At 65.3% G+C, this 16,837-nt stretch carries 13 protein-coding genes; 3 read left to right on the top strand and 10 right to left on the bottom strand.

Going from position 1 to position 16,837, the window contains the following annotated elements:
• Window positions 1-9: 9 nt before the first annotated feature.
• On the top strand, window positions 10-381 hold the full coding sequence (locus E1H18_RS25705; RefSeq protein ID WP_099504385.1) for a copper-binding protein: 372 nt from the start codon (window positions 10-12) through the stop codon (window positions 379-381).
• 84 nt (window positions 382-465) lie between these two features.
• Here E1H18_RS25705 and E1H18_RS25700 read toward each other — a convergent pair whose 3' ends face one another.
• Window positions 466-873, bottom strand: a complete 408-nt coding sequence (locus E1H18_RS25700; protein WP_099504387.1) for a helix-turn-helix domain-containing protein — start codon at window positions 871-873, stop codon at window positions 466-468.
• 497 nt (window positions 874-1,370) lie between these two features.
• Between E1H18_RS25700 and E1H18_RS25695 the strand changes: the two genes are divergently transcribed.
• The gene (locus E1H18_RS25695; protein WP_099504448.1) at window positions 1,371-1,580 is read left to right on the top strand and encodes a GDCCVxC domain-containing (seleno)protein; all 210 of its coding nucleotides are present in this window, start codon (window positions 1,371-1,373) and stop codon (window positions 1,578-1,580) included.
• Between the two features lie 13 nt (window positions 1,581-1,593).
• Here the strand turns inward: E1H18_RS25695 and E1H18_RS25690 are convergent, their stop codons facing one another.
• Window positions 1,594-3,543 (bottom strand): cytochrome c/FTR1 family iron permease, encoded by a 1,950-nt coding sequence (locus tag E1H18_RS25690; RefSeq protein ID WP_241736215.1) that lies wholly within the window; start codon window positions 3,541-3,543, stop codon window positions 1,594-1,596.
• A gap of 454 nt (window positions 3,544-3,997) precedes the next feature.
• Between E1H18_RS25690 and E1H18_RS25685 the strand changes: the two genes are divergently transcribed.
• Complete coding sequence (locus E1H18_RS25685; protein WP_168193568.1) at window positions 3,998-5,149, top strand: aspartyl protease family protein; 1,152 nt, start codon at window positions 3,998-4,000, stop codon at window positions 5,147-5,149.
• 56 nt (window positions 5,150-5,205) lie between these two features.
• Here the strand turns inward: E1H18_RS25685 and E1H18_RS25680 are convergent, their stop codons facing one another.
• From E1H18_RS25680 to E1H18_RS25645, 8 genes are all read right to left on the bottom strand, one after another.
• Window positions 5,206-5,772, bottom strand: a complete 567-nt coding sequence (locus E1H18_RS25680) for a hypothetical protein (protein WP_099504452.1) — start codon at window positions 5,770-5,772, stop codon at window positions 5,206-5,208.
• The gene (locus E1H18_RS25675; protein WP_241736214.1) at window positions 5,769-7,982 is read right to left on the bottom strand and encodes a methyltransferase domain-containing protein; all 2,214 of its coding nucleotides are present in this window, start codon (window positions 7,980-7,982) and stop codon (window positions 5,769-5,771) included. The genes E1H18_RS25680 and E1H18_RS25675 overlap by 4 nt, the downstream gene beginning before the upstream one ends.
• A gap of 54 nt (window positions 7,983-8,036) precedes the next feature.
• The gene (locus tag E1H18_RS25670) at window positions 8,037-8,909 is read right to left on the bottom strand and encodes a cation transporter (protein ID WP_206679138.1); all 873 of its coding nucleotides are present in this window, start codon (window positions 8,907-8,909) and stop codon (window positions 8,037-8,039) included.
• A 67-nt stretch (window positions 8,910-8,976) separates the two neighbouring features.
• Window positions 8,977-10,236 (bottom strand): sodium:proton exchanger, encoded by a 1,260-nt coding sequence (locus tag E1H18_RS25665; protein WP_241736213.1) that lies wholly within the window; start codon window positions 10,234-10,236, stop codon window positions 8,977-8,979.
• Between the two features lie 57 nt (window positions 10,237-10,293).
• Window positions 10,294-10,605, bottom strand: coding sequence for a DUF190 domain-containing protein (locus tag E1H18_RS25660; RefSeq protein WP_338064190.1), 312 nt, complete (start codon window positions 10,603-10,605; stop codon window positions 10,294-10,296).
• 100 nt (window positions 10,606-10,705) lie between these two features.
• Complete coding sequence (locus E1H18_RS25655; protein ID WP_099504401.1) at window positions 10,706-13,948, bottom strand: efflux RND transporter permease subunit; 3,243 nt, start codon at window positions 13,946-13,948, stop codon at window positions 10,706-10,708.
• 12 nt (window positions 13,949-13,960) lie between these two features.
• Complete coding sequence (locus E1H18_RS25650; protein ID WP_099504403.1) at window positions 13,961-15,160, bottom strand: efflux RND transporter periplasmic adaptor subunit; 1,200 nt, start codon at window positions 15,158-15,160, stop codon at window positions 13,961-13,963.
• Window positions 15,157-16,410 carry a TolC family protein gene (locus E1H18_RS25645; RefSeq protein ID WP_099504405.1) on the bottom strand — a complete coding sequence of 418 codons (1,254 nt, stop codon included), beginning with the start codon at window positions 16,408-16,410 and terminating at the stop codon, window positions 15,157-15,159. The genes E1H18_RS25650 and E1H18_RS25645 overlap by 4 nt, the downstream gene beginning before the upstream one ends.
• Window positions 16,411-16,837 lie beyond the last annotated feature (427 nt).

The raw sequence follows: 16,837 nt of genomic DNA, 5'->3' as shown, positions 1-16,837 counted from the left end.
GATACGCTGATGAAGACCCTGTCCCTGACCCTCGCCGCCCTGGTGGCGATGACCGGCCTGGCCGCGTGTGATCGCAAGACTGAAGCGCCGGCGGCCCCAGCCGCCTCAGCCCCGGCGGCGGGCAACGACATGGCCGGCATGGACATGGCGCCGGCCGACAAGATGGCCAAGGGCGTCGGCGTCGTGAAGGCGATCGACAAGACCGCCGGCACGATCACGCTCGACCACGAGGCGATCCCGGAAGCCGGTTGGCCGGCCATGACCATGGGTTTCAAGATCGCCCCGGGCCTGTTGGAAGGCGTCGCCGTCGGCGACCAGGTCGCCTTCGACCTGAAGCTTCATGATGGTTCTGGCGAAGTGACGGCGATCCGTCGGCAATAGGCCCCACCGGACGGGCGCGGACCAAGGTTCGCGCTTGTCCGGTAGACCGGGGAGACCAGGATTGGCCGACGGTCCGGTCCCGCCTCAGCCGGCCGGTGCGCTTAGCGTCAGAATGAGCGGACACCCCGGATCTTGCCCCTCGTCGCAGGCCCTCACGGACGCGGCCAATACCTGCTCCATTCGCTGAAGGTCGACGATCCGCGAGCGCACATCGCCAAGATGGGCCGCGGCCAGGTCACGAACCTCGGCGCAGGCGGACTGCCCGCCAGCGGCCAGATTCAGCAAAGCGCGGACCTCGTCGAGTTTGAAGCCCAACTCCCTTGCCCTGCGCACAAAGCTCAGCCGGCCTACGTCCTGCGCGCCATAGCTCCGATACCGTCCGCGTCGCGGCGGCGCGGAGATCAACCCGATCCGTTCGTAGTAGCGGATCGTCTCGATGTTGCAGCCGGTGCGGCGAGAAAGTTCGCCGATCTGGAGAGCGTGATCAGTCATGTCCGCCTTGGATTAGGGCTTGAGTCTGTAGTGACTACAGATGGCATGCTCGTCGGTGTCGGACCAGGAGGTGACAGGATGACGGTGCGAAACGGCCCAGGAGCGCGGCCCGGCGGAAGGGATGAACGCCCCGCCGAAACGGCCCTGACATGGGCGGCCCTGGCCACGGCGGCGGGCGCGGTTTTCGCCTGGGCCGCCTGTTGCATCCTGCCGATGTCCCTGGCTCTGGCCGGACTGGGCCTTGGCGGGCTTGGCTGGGTAGCGGGTCAACGCAGCTGGATCACGATCCTTGCGATCGCCGCCATCGGCGCCGGCTGGGTCATGACTTGGCGGCGGGCGCGCACGTGCCGAACCGACGGGTCATGCGCCGCGCCGTCGAAACTCCAAGTGAGTCTGCTTGGAGCAGCCACGCTCCTCCTCGGTCTTGCTTTGATTTGGCGACCGATCATCGAGCCTTGGGCTTTGGCCCTAATCCGGAACGCACGCGGATGAACACCATGCGGATCGAACCAACGTCCACCTTGACCTGTCCCGAGTGCGGACACCGCGCGACCGAGACCATGCCGACCGACGCCTGCCAGTACTTCTACGACTGCCTGGGATGCGGCGCCGTGCTCAAGCCCAAGCCAGGCGATTGCTGCGTCTATTGCTCCTATGGCGACGTGGCCTGTCCGCCGATTCAGCAGGGCGGCGGCTGTTGCGGGTGACCGCGGGTCGGGCCTAGGCCGCCGCATCCTTGCGGCCGCCCGACCGGTTCCAGAAAAATCCGACAACGAGAATGGCGATGGTCATCGCCTGAGCGGCGACGCCCTCGATCGTCGGGAAGAAGCCCAGCAGCTCGACGCGCGGCAAGGCCAGCGGATGCAGGTCGAGCAGACCCGCCTCCTGCAGACCGGCCACACCCTTGCCGGCCAGGACGACCGCCAAGATAGCCATCAGGATCGCGCTGTACTCGAAGAACTTCCCGATCGGCAGGCGCTTGGAGAAACGCAGCATCGCCCAGGCGATGGCGGCCAGCACGACGACGGCGCAGCCGACGCCAGCCAGCACCGCGCCGGCCCCGCCCTGGGTCCAGAGCGCCGTCAGGAAGAGGATGGTCTCGAAGACCTCGCGATAGACGACCACGAAGGCCAGCAGGAACAGGAACCAGGCCGATTGCTTGGAAAGCGCGTGCGACAGCTTCTCGCGGATATAGACCTGCCAGGCGTCGGCCTGGGCCTTGCCGTGCATCCAAAGGCCGACGGAGATCAAAACCGCGGCGGCGATCACCGAACCGAAACCCTCGGTCATTTCGCGACTGGCGCCGCTGATCGAGATGAAGAAGGTCGCGACCGCCCAGGTCAGGCCACCAGCCGCCAGGGCCGCGATCCAGCCGCCGTGGACGTAAGGCAGGACGTCGGTGCGTTCGGCCTTGCGCAGGAAGGCGATCATGGCGACCACGATCAGCAGGGCTTCCAGGCCCTCGCGCAGCAGGATGGTGAAGGCGCCGGCGAAGCTCGACAGACCGCTGGCCTTCTCCGGGGCCAGGGCCCGGCCGGCGGCGGCGAACAGGGCGTCCAGGCGCGCGATCTGGGCGCGGACCTCACTGGCCGGCGCGGCCTTGCCGATCGCGCCGCGCACATCGCCCATCGCGCCCTCGATCCGCCGCATCAAGGCCGGATCGCGCGCGCCTAGTGACGGCTCGACCGGCTCGAAGCCGTCGAGATAGGCGGCCAGGGCGAGATCGGCGGCGGCCTTTCGGTCGCCAGCCTCGTAGGCCTTGAGGCTGGCCGCCAGCTTCTGTCGGGCGACGTCGAGCGAGCCGCCGCCCGAGCGGGTGACGACTTCGGGATGGCGGCGCAGATAGGCGGTCAGGGCCCGGGCCTTGGTCTCCCCCACGGCTGTTGCGAGGGCGGCGGGCGTGGTCTGGGTCAGGGTTTGCAGGTCGGGGAAGCGGGCGCGGACGGCGGCGTCCTCGTTCCAGATCTTCTCGCCCGCGGCAGCTTCGGCGTCGCTGAAAGCGAAGCGCCCGACATAGAAGGCCAGGTCCCAGCGGTCGTCAGACGGCAGGTGGGCGTAGCTGGCCATGGCGGTACCGTCGAGGCCCTGCTGGATGACCTGGTAGAGGCCAAAGACGCTGCGCTGGCGGGCGCGCTCGGCGTCGGCGAAGGCGATCGGCGGCGGGTCCAGGCCGACGGCGTTCGGACCGTCGGCCTTGCCCGTCTCGCCGTGGCAGGCCGCGCAGTTCTCGGCATAGAGGGCCGCGCCGCGCGCCAGGTCCGGCGCGCGCTTGGGCGCCAGCGGCGTCGGATAGGCGGCCAGAAGGTCGTTGGCCAGGGCATGGGCCTTCGCCGAGACCACGGCCGGCTCCTGCTTGGCGGCGATCGTGGCCTGAAGGCTCTCGGCCTTGGCCAGCAAATCCGGCTGGGCCTTGGTGGCCGGCAGGCCGGCGATGCGCTCGCGCACCTGGCCGGCGAATTCGTTCATCTCGGCATATTCGGACGGGCTGATGACCTTGCCGTCCTTCACCGCCCCGGCGTAGTCGACCGACAGGTAGTCGAGCAGTCGCCATGCGGTCTGGGACGAGCTGGCCTCCTGGGCCGTCGCGACGCCCGCGCCACCCGCCAGGACCAGGATCACGATCATCAGCCCAGAGATGGCCCGCCCCACGGCGTTAAGAACAGTAGTCATTATCACTCCGGTGGCGTGGCGATCGGCAGGCTGGAAACGGTACGGGCGACAGGAAGGGAAGCGCGGAGCCGCGAAGGCCGCCACGATGAAGCTTCATGCATCCTATAGCCACTGGAGGAGCAAGCGGAAATTATCTCCGATCGACTGATCGCGGCTTAGCGCACCGGGAATGGGGCCAGATTTTAGTTACGGAGATGACCAAGATCGGCGGCATGGAGCGTGGCGCGGTCCAGTTGGACAGCTCTCCGACAAGCCCGAGATCGAGTGGCGGCCGTGACCGGCGCACGCCAAGTTTGGCCGCGAACACGCACTCGGCGCTATGAAGGCGGACGTCGCTCTTGGTGATTGACCCCGATTGAGGCGATGTTCCGCAGGCCCTCAACATCGTCCGTGAGTCCCGTAAATGCATTGCTCAGAGGAGACCCGCCGAGCGTTATTGGCCAGAATGGGATCAATGGCGTTCGCGACGGGCGCAACGTTAGCGGTCGCGAAGAAGGCGACGAGCGCGACGGTCGCCCGGAACCCCAAAACGCTCTGGTCGACCCTCCTTCCGGATCCCGATGCCGTGATGGTCGGCGGGACTGTACAGGGCGAGCGCCTCAGGATTTTGATCGATACAGGCTCGGCTATGACCGTCGTCGATGCCGCGCTTGCCAAGCGGCTGGGCTTGGCTTCAACGGGCGCCCGCAGCGTTCGCGGCGATGTCGGGTCGGTCACGCTGGGCGCGGGTAGCGACCTCAGTCTCGATCTTGGCGGGACGCATTTCGCCGTCGAGCGATATTTGGTCACCGATTTCGCGCCAATTTTTGGAGCCGATGGTGGCTCGCCCAATGTTATCCTTGGGATCGACGCGCTTAGAGACGCCATTCTCGCGATCGATTTTACAGCCCGCCGCCTCGCATTCCTCCCCCGCGACGCCTTCCGGCCATGGCCGGGCGCGGAACGCTTTGCGGTCACCAAGAGCTTGCGCGGGCAGCTCTCTCTCCCGATCGTCCTGGAGGGACACGACCCGGTCGCCGCGGCGATTGACCTGGGCAGTTCCAATCCTCTCACCGTCACGCCGGCCTTGGCGGAGGCGCAAACCTTGATGCGTGGCCGGAGAATTTCATCGGCGGCGACGGGGGGGATCGACGGGCTGTCCATCAGCCGCACTATTTCGGTAGCGACGCTCCGGGTCGGACGCAGCCTGATCAACGATGTTCCCTGCGAGGTGTTGGCGAAGACCGACCCCACCCTTGTCGTCGCCAAGCTGGGCCTTCCCGTTTTCGAGCGATTTCTATTTGCTCTGGATGTCGCGGGCCAAGCCCTTTGGCTGAAACCCGAGGCACGTCGATTGGCGACGCCGTTTAGGCGGGATTTGTCTGGCCTGGGCCTCGCTGTGGAGTCTGGTCATCTGCGCGTCGTCCATGTCGCCCAGGGTGGGCCGGCCGCCTTGGCCGGGTGGCGCGAGGGCGAGATCGTTGTCGCCGTGGATGGCGTGCCAATCGGCCCGCGTTACGCATCGAGCGGTTTGGCTCAATGGCGCTACGGGCCGGCGGGAGGCAAGGCCGTGCTCTCGCTGTCGGATGGATCTACACGCACGCTGGTGCTGCGACGCTACTATTAAGGCTCGAGCAAGTCGCGCTGCCCGGCAACGCTGTTCTACGGCGCCTCGCACCAGGATCAGCGTAGCAGGTTCGCGCAGGTGTCGAAGATCGCCCAGCAGTAGGCGCCTAGGGTGGGCAACGCGGTGACGGCGATTCCAAAGGCCCGCGCGCCCGCGCCGCGCGGATAGCCGCGGAGGAACGTGCTCCTTCCGACGCTGAAGAGGACGACCGCTCCCACGATGTAAGCCAGGGCGGCTTCGCCCTTGGCCGTCGCGAGCGCCAAGAGGCCAACGCTAGTCACGAAGGCCTGCTCAAGGGTGTTTCGAAGGAACGCGGCGGGAATGGCCAAGCGCGCGCTTGGCCGGCTGAAGGCGGACCCGGCGTTGTCGGCGGCCGATACAAACCGCACGTGCGCCACCCTCTGCACGGCCAGCAGCACCCAAAAGCCGACCACCAGATTGGCCCGCAGGCCAAAGGCGATGCGTTCGGCCAGAGACGTCGGGAATTCGAAGAGCCGGGGCAGGCCGAGACACGCCAGTGTGAGGACCGGGACGCATACGGCAAAAGCGAAGGCGGCCTGTCTGCGAACTCGTCCCTGTTCAGTCACCAGATCGATCTGAGGCGGCGCCATCTCCTCCGTCATTTGGGCGCCTTGGTGCGCCGCGCCCATAGACGATAGGTATCGCCGAAGATTTCGGGATGCTTCATCTCGTGGAGATGAAGGCGCCGGAGGTCGCGCATCGAGTCGGATGATCGATTTTCGGCGCGGTAGCGGGTTCGATCTGCCTGATGCCCGAACTGCACGCCGAGAAACTCCAGGCCCGCTGAATCCAGAAGCTCGCCAATCTGGGGCAACGTGAAACGATGCTCTTCCACATGAAAGAGTAGGTCTCGGCAATCAGATAACGTCCAGAAATCCGAGGCCGGGCTCACCACGCTCTGCAGCTGGGCGGGCGCGCCCGCCAGCATCAGTTCACGCCGTAGAGCGCGAATCCCCTCCGCCGAGTTCGCGTACTGTCCATGGGCGATGTGGCGTCGCGCCTCGACAACGGCGCGCCGGCCGATCTCGCTGTAGAGCCCAAGGAAAATAAGGCCCTGCGGTTTCAACAGCCCTGAGAGCACCTTCAGACCTCGCACCGGCTCGGCCATATGGTGAATGACGCCAAAGCTGTCGATCAGATCAAACCGCTGGCTTAGGGCGGTGAGGTCAAGAATGTCGGCTTGAAGGTGTTCAACCTCGATCCCGTATTCTCGGCTCTTGCGCATGGCGTAGCCAAGGCTGGCGCCGCTTAAGTCAACCGCTAGGATCGAAGCGTTACGGTAGGTGCTCGTCACGCGCAGTGTTTCCAGTCCCGTGCCGCACCCAGCGACGAGCACTTGGGGTGCGTCGGTCTCGGGAATTTCCCGCGTTGCGAGCTCAGGCAATGCGGCCTGAACAGCCTCCCGGAACGGCAACGGCGCACCCAGACCGCAGCGCGTCCAGCGCGGATATGAGTTCTCTTCGTATTGCTGCTGCACGGCGATCGAGATGCTGTCGACCATGGGCTTCAGCAGGGGCAGGGTTGAGCGAAGGCGCGCCTCCTCGGCAGGTTCGGTCAGTTGTTCTCGGAGGAGATCGGCCAACGCCGGGAGATCAACGGCCTGAAGTCGCGACGAGAGCGGGGTGGAGGCAAGCGGGCGATACGCCGCCACCAGGGCGATCCTCGCGGCCGCCCCCGCCCCGAATTCGGGGTCTCCGTGTTCAAGCTGGGCGATCAGAGAATCAACGCGACTCTGCTCTTCGGCGCTAGCGAAATAGACGTATTCGTTGAGAAACGCCTGTCGCGCGATCGCGACAATGAGGCCAAGCTCCTCTTCCAGGCTTGCAGGCTCGTCGTTGGCGATGGCCAATAGATCAGCTCGCAGCTGAACGAGCAGAAGCTCCACTGCCGCGTTCGGAATTGGCGCAGATGCAAGGAGGCTTCGAAACAGCGGATCCTGGACGAAGCGGGAGGCGGCATCACTTTTTTCCTCAAGCGTGCGTGTCAGCGCTCGCGGTTCAGCAGCGACCGCATTGAGGAGATCGTCGATCTCCGCATCTTGACGGATGACCGCTAAGGCCGCGGTCGCCAAATTCCGTGGGTTCACGTCCGTTCGTTCGAAAAGGCGGCATAGAACATCACGGAAGGCAGGGGTCGCGGGCGCCACTCGAGTATGGCGAAGGGCGCCTGCAAGCCGCCGCCAGTGCTCGTCGTCCCCAGGCGCGATGTCGACGGCCTGAGCCAGCACGTCGAAGGCTTGCAGCCCTTGGCCAATCTGCAGCAGCGCAACGCCGAGATTGGCGAGGAGGACGGGCCGCATGGGATGGCCGACGGGCGCGTTGACACAGCCTGTCTCGAAGCGGGACGCGGCCAAGCTCGGATCACCGTTTTGCAACGCCAGGAGCCCATACCCGCTGAGCGCGCCAGGCAGGGTTGGCGATAGACGCAGGGCGGCTTGGTAGCTGCGCTCGGCATGAACCCCCTGTCGCATGATCCTGAAGGCGTCGCCTGCGGCAGCGTGGGCTTCTGCAAAGTCCGGCTTCAACACCGCGGCGCGCTGGAAGAATTTCGCCGCTGTCGGATAGGCGTGTAGGCGCCTGTGCGCCTCTCCGAGATTGAACTGGATGAACGGGTTTCGAGGTTGACCGGCAGCCGCCCGCTCGAACCACACCAGCGCATCATCGACCGGACCAGTGTTCATGGCCACGGTTCCAAGGACGTTCAGCGCCGAGGAATCCTTTGGCGTGACGGCGAGGACCCGCTGGGCATGAATTTGCGCTTGGCGCCATTGCCCCCCATTCACAAGCGCGACCGCACGTTGCAGGTCCGACATTACTTGGGCTGACGGGCGGTGCAGCAGATGTGGCGGCTGCCGGCTCATGAGCGGCTAGACCGGCTGAGGCGTCTGCGCCTCGCGCAGATCGGCGCGCGCATCGCGGATAATCGACCAGGCCGACTGCAGGAAGAGCCCGCCGATGACGACCGCCACCACAAGGTCCGGCCAAGCCGCCTTGGTCCAGAAAACCAAGCCCGCGGCGACAACAACCGCGAGGTTGCCCAAGGCGTCGTTGCGCGAGAAGAGCCAGACCGCGCGGACGTTGGCGTCGCCCTTCCGATGCGGGATCAGGATCAACGCAGCGGCGACGTTCGCTACCAGCGCCACGGCCCCAAAGAGGCCCATGAGTTCGGCTTCAGGCTGGTTCAAGACCAGGACGCGGTAGCCTGTATTCAGGAGCACGCCCAGACCAAGCAACGCCAGAAAGTAACCCTGGATCAGGGCGGACTTGGCTCGCCACGCGAGGGACCATCCAATCGCCAGCAGGCCCAAGAAGCTGATCAGACCGTCGCCAACGAAGTCCAGGGCATCGGCCTTCAGCGCCTGAGACCGTGCGATAAACCCGGCGATGATCTCCACCAGCCCGTAGCCAACATTGATCAGGACGACGCCCCAAAGGGCCCGTCGGTAAGAGGGGGTGACATGACTGACCGCTTTGGCGCTTTGGCGTTGGTCGTCGTCCGCGACGGCCTCTTCGCGATCCAGTTGGTAGCCGAGCCCGTTCACGGTCGCCTCGATCTCGGACGCGCGTCGCTCCACCCCGTCGACTTGCAGGGTCATCATCGACGAAGCGATCGATACGCGCGCCGTTTCCACGCCAGGAAGTTTTGACACCGCCGACTGGATCTTCTCGGCGCAGCTCGAGCAGTCCATTCCAGTGACCCGGTAGCGAAGTGTTTCGGCGACCGCCGTCGTGTTGGGCATGCACATCCTCCTCTTGGCCAAGACCTTACTTGCTCAAGTCACTAGAGGATCAAGTCGTTGCAGGCGGTTATTCGCCCTCCAGGTCATGTGGTTCGGGCGCGGTCGCCATGCGGCGATGGGATCTTAAGAGCCCATCACGCAGGACAGCTACGACACGGCGCCCGTTGAGGGGGACGAGGATCGCCGCTAGGCCCAGATAGGTCCAAGCCAGGATTGTTAGGCTATTGACCGTCGCCACCTCGTCTTCTCGGAAATGAAAGGCCAGTCCGACCTGCACGGCGAAGAGCGCGAACAATAGACCCGCCGACAGAACCGAAATCCGCAGGCGAACCAACAGCATTATGGCGAACAGCGACTGGGCGGCCGTCAGCAAGAATTCTTCCTTCTGCCGCGCGTCAAGGGGCAGGCCGATCAGCCCCCCCGCCCCAAGGCTCATTGCGAGCGGCAGCATGCCGACCAGCAGGGTCCATTGGTTGATCTTGTCGCTGATCATGGCCGTCAGTCCGCTTACCGCACGCCCGGCCAAGACGAAGAGGACCGCAATCGTCACGGCGGGCGCTTCGCTGGCCAATGGCGCGAGCCATTGGATGAGGAGGAACTCGTCGACGCCAAGGATTCTTCCTGACCCCACCATGGCTTCGGCAAACGGCTCGGCGGAGGTCGCGATCACCACGAATGCGATCAAGGTAAGCCCACCCATCCAGGCCCACTGTGCGGTGGGGCGGAGCGCGTTTAGCGCCGCCGCAGGGCCAGGCTCCTCGTCCTCATCGTCGTCGTCGTCGTCGGCCTTTGGCAACTGGCTGACGCGGTAGAGGTAGCCAGCGAAGATCAGGAACAGCACCGCGAAATCGAAGGGAGCAATGGCGCCTTTGAAAAGGATAACGAACGCATAGAGGCTGCCCAGCATAAGGAAGGCGATCTCGACGGCGTTGACGGGTGAGAGTTCGAGAGCCTTGTTGCGCGTCTTCAGCCAATGCAGCAGCACCATCAAAGGCCAGGCCAGTCCCACCAAAAGGCGGTTGGCGCCGGTCATATTGGCGGCGGCGTAGTGGACGTAGTTCGACTGCGGAGCCTGGCCAGCGCGGAAAGCATAGTACAGATCCACCGCGTACTCTGGAAGAACGGTGACCAAGGCGACCAAGGCGACGATGAGGCCTTGAGAAATGTGTTTCTCAGCGGCTTCCGCCCCCCAGGAAAGCATGAAGCCCGCAGCCAGGACCGCGACACCGAAAAAAAGGGCGTCCGCCACAGGGTCGGGTCGCCACCCTGTGATCCTGAGGACCATCGCCGGCGCCGCCGCGAGCAAGGCCGCCAACACGAGCAGCATGAATCGGCGCATTCCTGACCCTCCCATAGCCGCGAGACGCGAGCGTCGGCGACGTGTTTAGCTTGTCTGGTTCCCGTAGCGGACGACCTCAACCTTCTCGAACGTGATCAGACCGATGTCGTGGAATTCGCCGAGAGTGACAACAAACGCGCGAAGGGGCGCTTCATCGTCGACGATCTCGATGACCACCGGCATGTTGTCGTCGAGCCGAAACGGCCGATGCGCGTGCAGTCGCGAGGAATGGCCATAGCCCAAGCTGCCGCGCAGCACCGTGGCTCCGGCCAACTGCGCTTCCCGAGCCCGCTTGACGATGACCGCCGCGAGCGCCTCGGCGCCATAGAGCGCGTCCTCGTCGGTATAGATCCTCAACAGGACCGCTGAACCAGGTGCAACCATCACGCCACTCCTGACCAGGTGGAATAAGGACCACAGTTCATGTTCAACTCCTCTGTCTAGCTCGGCTCACCCTTTAGGCTGACGCCTCCGTGGCTTTGGAGGAAGAGGCCGACGCTTCCCGGCTGAAGCGGTCGCCGATCGTCAACAGAAGCTTGCTGATGGCCGGCAGGACGAGGAGGGTGACCGCCGTGGCGGTGATCAGGCCGCCGATGACCACCATGGCCAGAGGCTTCTGAACCTCGGCGCCTGTGCCATGCGCCAGCGCCATCGGGATGAACCCGATCGCCGGCACCAAGCCGGTCATGAGGACGGGACGCACCCGCTCCATGCCGCCTTCGTAGATGGCCTCAACGACGCTCGCCCCATCCTCAAGCCGCTGACGTATGCTGGTCATCACCACCAAACCGTTCAGGACCGCAACACCGGCCAGGACGATGAAGCCGACGGCCGCGGAGATCGAAAAGGTGATCCCCGTGAGGGCCAGGGCGAAGACACCGCCCGACAACCCCAGTGGAATGGCGGCGAAAACGGCCAAGGCTGGCCAGAAACCGCCGAGCGCCAAGAACAAGATGAGGAAGATCGCCAGGAAGCACAGCGGAACCACGATCGAAAGTCGCGCCGTCGCGGCCTTGAGATTTTCATACTGTCCGCCCCAGACCATCCACGAGCCCGGCGGAAGCGGAACGGCCGCCACCTTGTCGCGTGCTTCGGTCACGAAGGAACCGACATCGCGGCCGCGGACATTGGCCTGGATGACGACGCGCCGCTTTCCGTCCTCGCGGCTGATCTGATTGAGGCCGTCGGTGAAGCGGAACTCCACGAGTTGGCGCATCGGAACCGACTGGCGCGCTTGACCTTCGCCGCCGGACAACATGACCGGCATTGCTCCCAGGGCTTCGATGTCGTTCCGCTCGGCCATGGGCACGCGCACAACGATGTCGAAGCGGCGATCCCCTTCGAAGACATTGCCCGCCTCGCGGCCGCCGAGCGCGCTGGCCAGCGTATCGGCAACGTCCTCGACGGTCAGGCCATAGCCCGCGATCGCGGCCCGGTCGAACCGGACATCGAGCGTGGGCGCGCCGGAAGTCTGTTCTACCCGCACCCCTGACGCGCCAGGGATGGATCCAAGCGTGGCGCCGATTTTAGCCGCTGCGGCGCTCATCTTTTCCAGATCGTCGCCGTAAAGCTTAATGGCGACGTCGCCGCGCACCCCAGCGACCAGTTCGTTGAACCGCATCTGGATCGGCTGGGTGACCTCGTAGTTGTTCCCGAGCAACGGCTCGGCCTTACCGAGGATGCGCTCGACCGCTTCGGATTTCGAATGCACCCCCTTGGGCCAGTCCTTCTGCGGCTTCAGGATGACGAAGCCGTCGGACTGATTGGGCGGCATCGGATCGGCGGCCATCTCCGCCGTGCCGGTCTTGGAAAACATCATCTCCACCTCCGGCAGGGTCGTGACGGCGCGTTCGACGTGCAACTGCATGTCGCGAGACTGCTCCATCGCCGTGGAGGGAATCCGCAAGGAACCGAGAAGCACGTTCTTTTCGTCGAGGGTCGGAATGAATTCCTGGCCGATCGTCGTGAAGATCCCCGCCGCCACCACAAAGACCGCCAAGCCGCCGCCGATGAACGGCCAGGGCCGCAGAAGCGCGCGACGCAGGATAGGCTCATAGCGAACCTTCACCGCCTGAACCGCTTTGACCTCCTTTTCAGCCACCTTGCCGCGCATGAGGATGGCGACCATCGCGGGGACGAAGGTCAGCGACAGGATGAAGGCCGCCGCCAGCGCCAGCATGATGGTGACCGCCATCGGATAGAAGGTCTTCCCTTCGACCCCCGTGAACGTCAGCAAGGGCGCGAACACCAAGAAGATGATCGCCTGACCGTAGACGGTCGGCCGGATCATCTCTTGCGTGGCGTGGAGCACAGTCTCCAGCCGTTCTGGCAAACTGAGCAGGCGGCCCTGGTGCTCCTGTTTGTGGGCAAGCCTCAGAAGACAATTCTCGATGATGATCACCGCGCCGTCGACGATCAGGCCAAAGTCGAGCGCTCCCAGGCTCATCAGATTCCCGGGCACCTTCAGCCCGTTCATGCCGATGGCCATCATCAGGAAGGAGAAGGGGATGACCAGCACCGCAATCAGCGCCGCCCGGCCGTTGCCCAGCAACAGGAAGAGCGTTGCCGCAACGAGCAGCGCCCCTTCCGTCAGATTGCGCTCGACCGTGCCGATGGTGGCGTTCACCAGCGCGGACCGATCGAGAAGCGTGTGTACGACCACCCCGGGGGGAAGGGAGGCCTTAACCTGCTCCAGCTTCTCGCCTGTGGCCTTGGCCACTGTGCGGCTGTTTTCGCCGATCAGCATGAGCGACGTGCCGACCACGACCTCCTGGCCGTTCTTACTGGCCGCGCCGGTCCGCAGTTCGCCGCCGATCCGCACCGCCGCCACATCCTTGACGTGAACGGGGACGCCGCCCCGGGTGGCGATCACGGCCTCTGCGATTTCGTCGAGCCGCCGCACCCGCGCATCGGCGCGCACTAGGTAGGCTTCGCCCGCGCGCTGGATGAAGTTAGCGCCGACAGACAAATTGGCGGCTTCGAGCGCTTTCCCAAGATCGGCGTAAGAGACGCCATAAGCGGCCAGTTTCGCGGGGTCGGGTTCGACGAGGTACTGTTTCTCATAGCCGCCGATGGAATCCACGCCGGCCACGCCTTTGACCGTGCGCAACTGCGGCCGAATTATCCAATCCTGGACGGTTCGTAGGTAGGCCGCCTGGGAGACCGCGTCAGCGAGCCGCTCGCCTTCCGGCGTGAGATAGGCGCCATCGGTTTGCCATCCGGGTGCGCCATCGCGTATCCGGGCGTTCGGGCCGGGACGGGCGAATTCGACCGAGTACATGAAGATCTCGCCCAGCCCGGTAGAGACCGGCCCGACCTGTGGCTGCACCCCTGCCGGGAGCGAGGCGCCGGCCTGAGCCAGCCGCTCGGCGACTTGCTGGCGGGCGAAATAGAGGTCGGTGCGGTCGGTGAACACCGCCGTTACCTGCGAGAACCCATTACGCGAAAGGGACCGGGTCGTCTCGAGGCCTGGGATGCCGGCGAGCGCGGTTTCGATCGGGAATGTGACCCGTTTCTCGATCTCGACGGGCGAGAGCGAAGACTCGACCGTGTTGATCTGGACCTGCTTGTTCGTAACGTCCGGAACAGCGTCGACGGGAAGCTTCGTGAGTTGCCACAAGCCGAGAGCGGCGATGATCAGGGTAAGGGCGACGACATACCAGCGTCCCCTTACCGCGAGGGAAATGAGGCGAGCGATCATGCTTCTGTTCCTCTAATCTTCTTCCGCCTCGCCCTTGGCGAGTTCGGCTTTCAGGAGGAAGGCGTTTTTGACCACGATGCTTTCGCCAGCTCGGAGGCCCGAGGCGACCTCGACGCGCCCGGCGGCGCGAGCACCAACGAGGACCGGTCGGGCCACGAAACCTTTTTGCGTTCGGACAAACACCACGTCCTGTCCCTCCCAAGTCTGGACAGCCTCCTCGGGCACCACGATGCCTTGGGTGAGCGACTGACGCGCGGTGATCCGCGCCCGCACCGCCTGACCTGGCTGGAGCAACCCTTGCCCTCCGGTCAGGGTGAGCACGACGGTGGCGGCCCGGGTGGTCTCGTCGACGCCGGGCGTGACGGAGCGCACGATCGCGCTGGCGGTGGCGCCGTCATTCAGCTCAAGCACGGCAGAATCGCCTGGACGAATGCGGCGAGCGTCAGCGGCGGTCACGGAGGCTTCAACCTGCAGCTGGCTCGCATCCGCCACCCGGAAGAGTTCGGTCTCCGGCTGTACGAATGCGCCGACGCTTGCCGGCGCTGAGGTGACGCGACCCGTGATCGGACTTGTCACCATGACGTATCGGCCATCCCGAGACACATCGGCCGCGCGCACAGCAGCAGCGGCGCTCAGCGCCTCGGCTCGGGCTGAAGCATCCTCCGCTTGCGCGGCTTCGAGGTCCTGGCGCGCACTGACACGCTGTTCATAGAGATGGCGCTCTCTCGCGAGCGCCTTGGCCGCCAAGTCGGCCTTGGCGGCGGCCACACTCCGTGCGGCCGCGATCTGAGCAGCCTCGCGACTTTCCACCAACGCCAATACTTCGCCGGCGCGCACCGGTTCGCCCAAACGCTTGTTGATCCGACTGACCGAACCGGCTGCGCGAGCGGTAAGCACGGCCTGGGCCCCCGGTGCGGCTTCCACGGTCGCCTGCGCCACAATCTCGGCGGCTAGGCCGGTGGCGGACACCGTCTGGACTGAAAGCCCGCTCGCGGCGATGCGGCCCGCCTCCATTTCGACCGCGTCGGGCGCGCCGACCGGCTTCTTCTCTTCACCGGCTTCGGCAGCCACTTTCGCCGGCGGGTTGCTCGTGAGCTTTGCGAGGCCGAAGCCGCCAGCGGCGGCCAGGATCGCGGCCACGGCGATCCCGCCGTAAAGGGCGTTTCGGCTGACCGCGCCCGCCGCGGAGACCTGCTTGTGGTCGTGCTTCATGGTTGATCTCCAAAGGGGGGGACGCCAGCTAGACGGGCGAGCGCGGCCTGCGCGCTCAGCCGCTCGGTAGCGGCGTCGATCATCTGAGTGCGGGCATCGGTCAGCGCGCGACGGGCGTTTAGCAGTTCTACCAAGGCCAGTTTGCCGCCTTCATAGCCGATGCGCGTGAGGCGGTAGGCTTCCTCGGCGGTTTGCTCGCCTTCCCGAGCCGCAACCAGGCGCGTTTCTGCGGCGCTCACGCGAGCAACGCCCGATCGCGCCGCGGCTTCGGCATCGAGCCGAGCCGAATTGAGGCGGGCCTCTGCGGCATTCAGCTCAGCTCGCGCCGCGCTGATGTTACCGCCATTGCGGCTGAAGATTGGAAACGGCATCGCGACGCCGGCCACCATGGCGGTGGAATTGTCTTCCTGCATTTTGCGGACCCCGAACGAGACGGTCACGTCTGGCACCGCCTGGCTCCGCTCCACCCGTACGCGCCGCGCCGCCGCATCGCGCTCGGCTTCTGCTGCCAGATAGGCAGGGCTCGAAAGGGGGTTCGGATCTGGAATTCGGAGGGTCTTGGTGGCTTCGTCGAGCAGGCTGACCGGGATCGAGGTGTAGGACACCGGCGCGCCCACCATGGCGGTGAGATTGGCGAAAGCCGTAGCGCGCGCGGCCCTGGCCTGGTCAACCGCAGCGCGCGCTGCCTGCACCGCCGCTTGGGCTTGCACCCGCCGCAGATCCGCCTCACGCCCGGATTGGACTAGGACGGTTGCTATACGGGCGTCTTCCTGCGCGAGTTCAAGGCCTTCGCTTGCCAATTGCAGCCGGCGATCGGCGCCGTCTGCCTCTGCGTAGGCGGCGGCGAGATCGAACGTATATTCCGATTGGGCGCTCGCCGCGCGCCGACGCGCGGCTTCGACGTCGGCGCGTCCGGCAGCGATACGCGCCGATCGTTTGCCGCCGAGTTCGATCGTTTGCTCGATCGAAGCCGTAGTCTCGGCCATGTTCACCCCATTGCTGGTGGCGAAGTTCTCGACTTCGACGCCCAGTGTCGGGTTGGGCATAGCGCCAGCTTGGCGTGCAAGCCCTTCGGCGCGCGCGATTTCGGCCCGCGCTTCGGCTAAACGGGGGGCCGTCGCCTGGGCCTGACGCAGCAGCTCCCTGAACGGCGGCGCGGGGTCAGCGAGCGCGGCGCCGGCTAGCAGTGACTGCAACGAAAGGCCAAGCAGCAGCTTAAGGCGCAGCTTTTGAGGAACAGATAGGGACATAGACCTTCTCACGATTTGACGAGGCGGCGCGCCACAGGCGCGTAGCGGCTCAAGCGCGAGGCGGTCGATTCAATTCAAATTCGGGATTCGACACAGGCAATGCCGTGTTCGCCAACGCGTGGCGTTCGGTCGGTCGGTCGCTGGCGGGCGCATGATCTGCCGCCATAGGCGGAGGAAAGGCCACACTATGTTTGCAATGGCCGTAAAGGCAAAACCCGACCAGAGCCGGAGAGGGTCTACCCCGCTCTGCGTTGGTCGCCATCGCGACTTGCTGAAAGGTGGCCGCTGACGAGGTGGTCGGCGCAGGTTTGCTTTCGGGGCAGAAGGCAACATCGAGACTTGGTGCAAGAGCGAACAAGGCGACAGCGCAAGCGATCGCCAGCTGCGCAATGCCCTTTCCCCAAGCCCTCAGCCTGTCCATGGCCAC

It is taken from the genome of Caulobacter sp. RHG1, assembly GCF_013181195.1.
GTDB lineage: Bacteria > Pseudomonadota > Alphaproteobacteria > Caulobacterales > Caulobacteraceae > Caulobacter.
The sequence above is the reverse complement of the archived record's forward strand: the minus strand, read 5'-3'. Positions and strand labels throughout refer to the sequence as shown.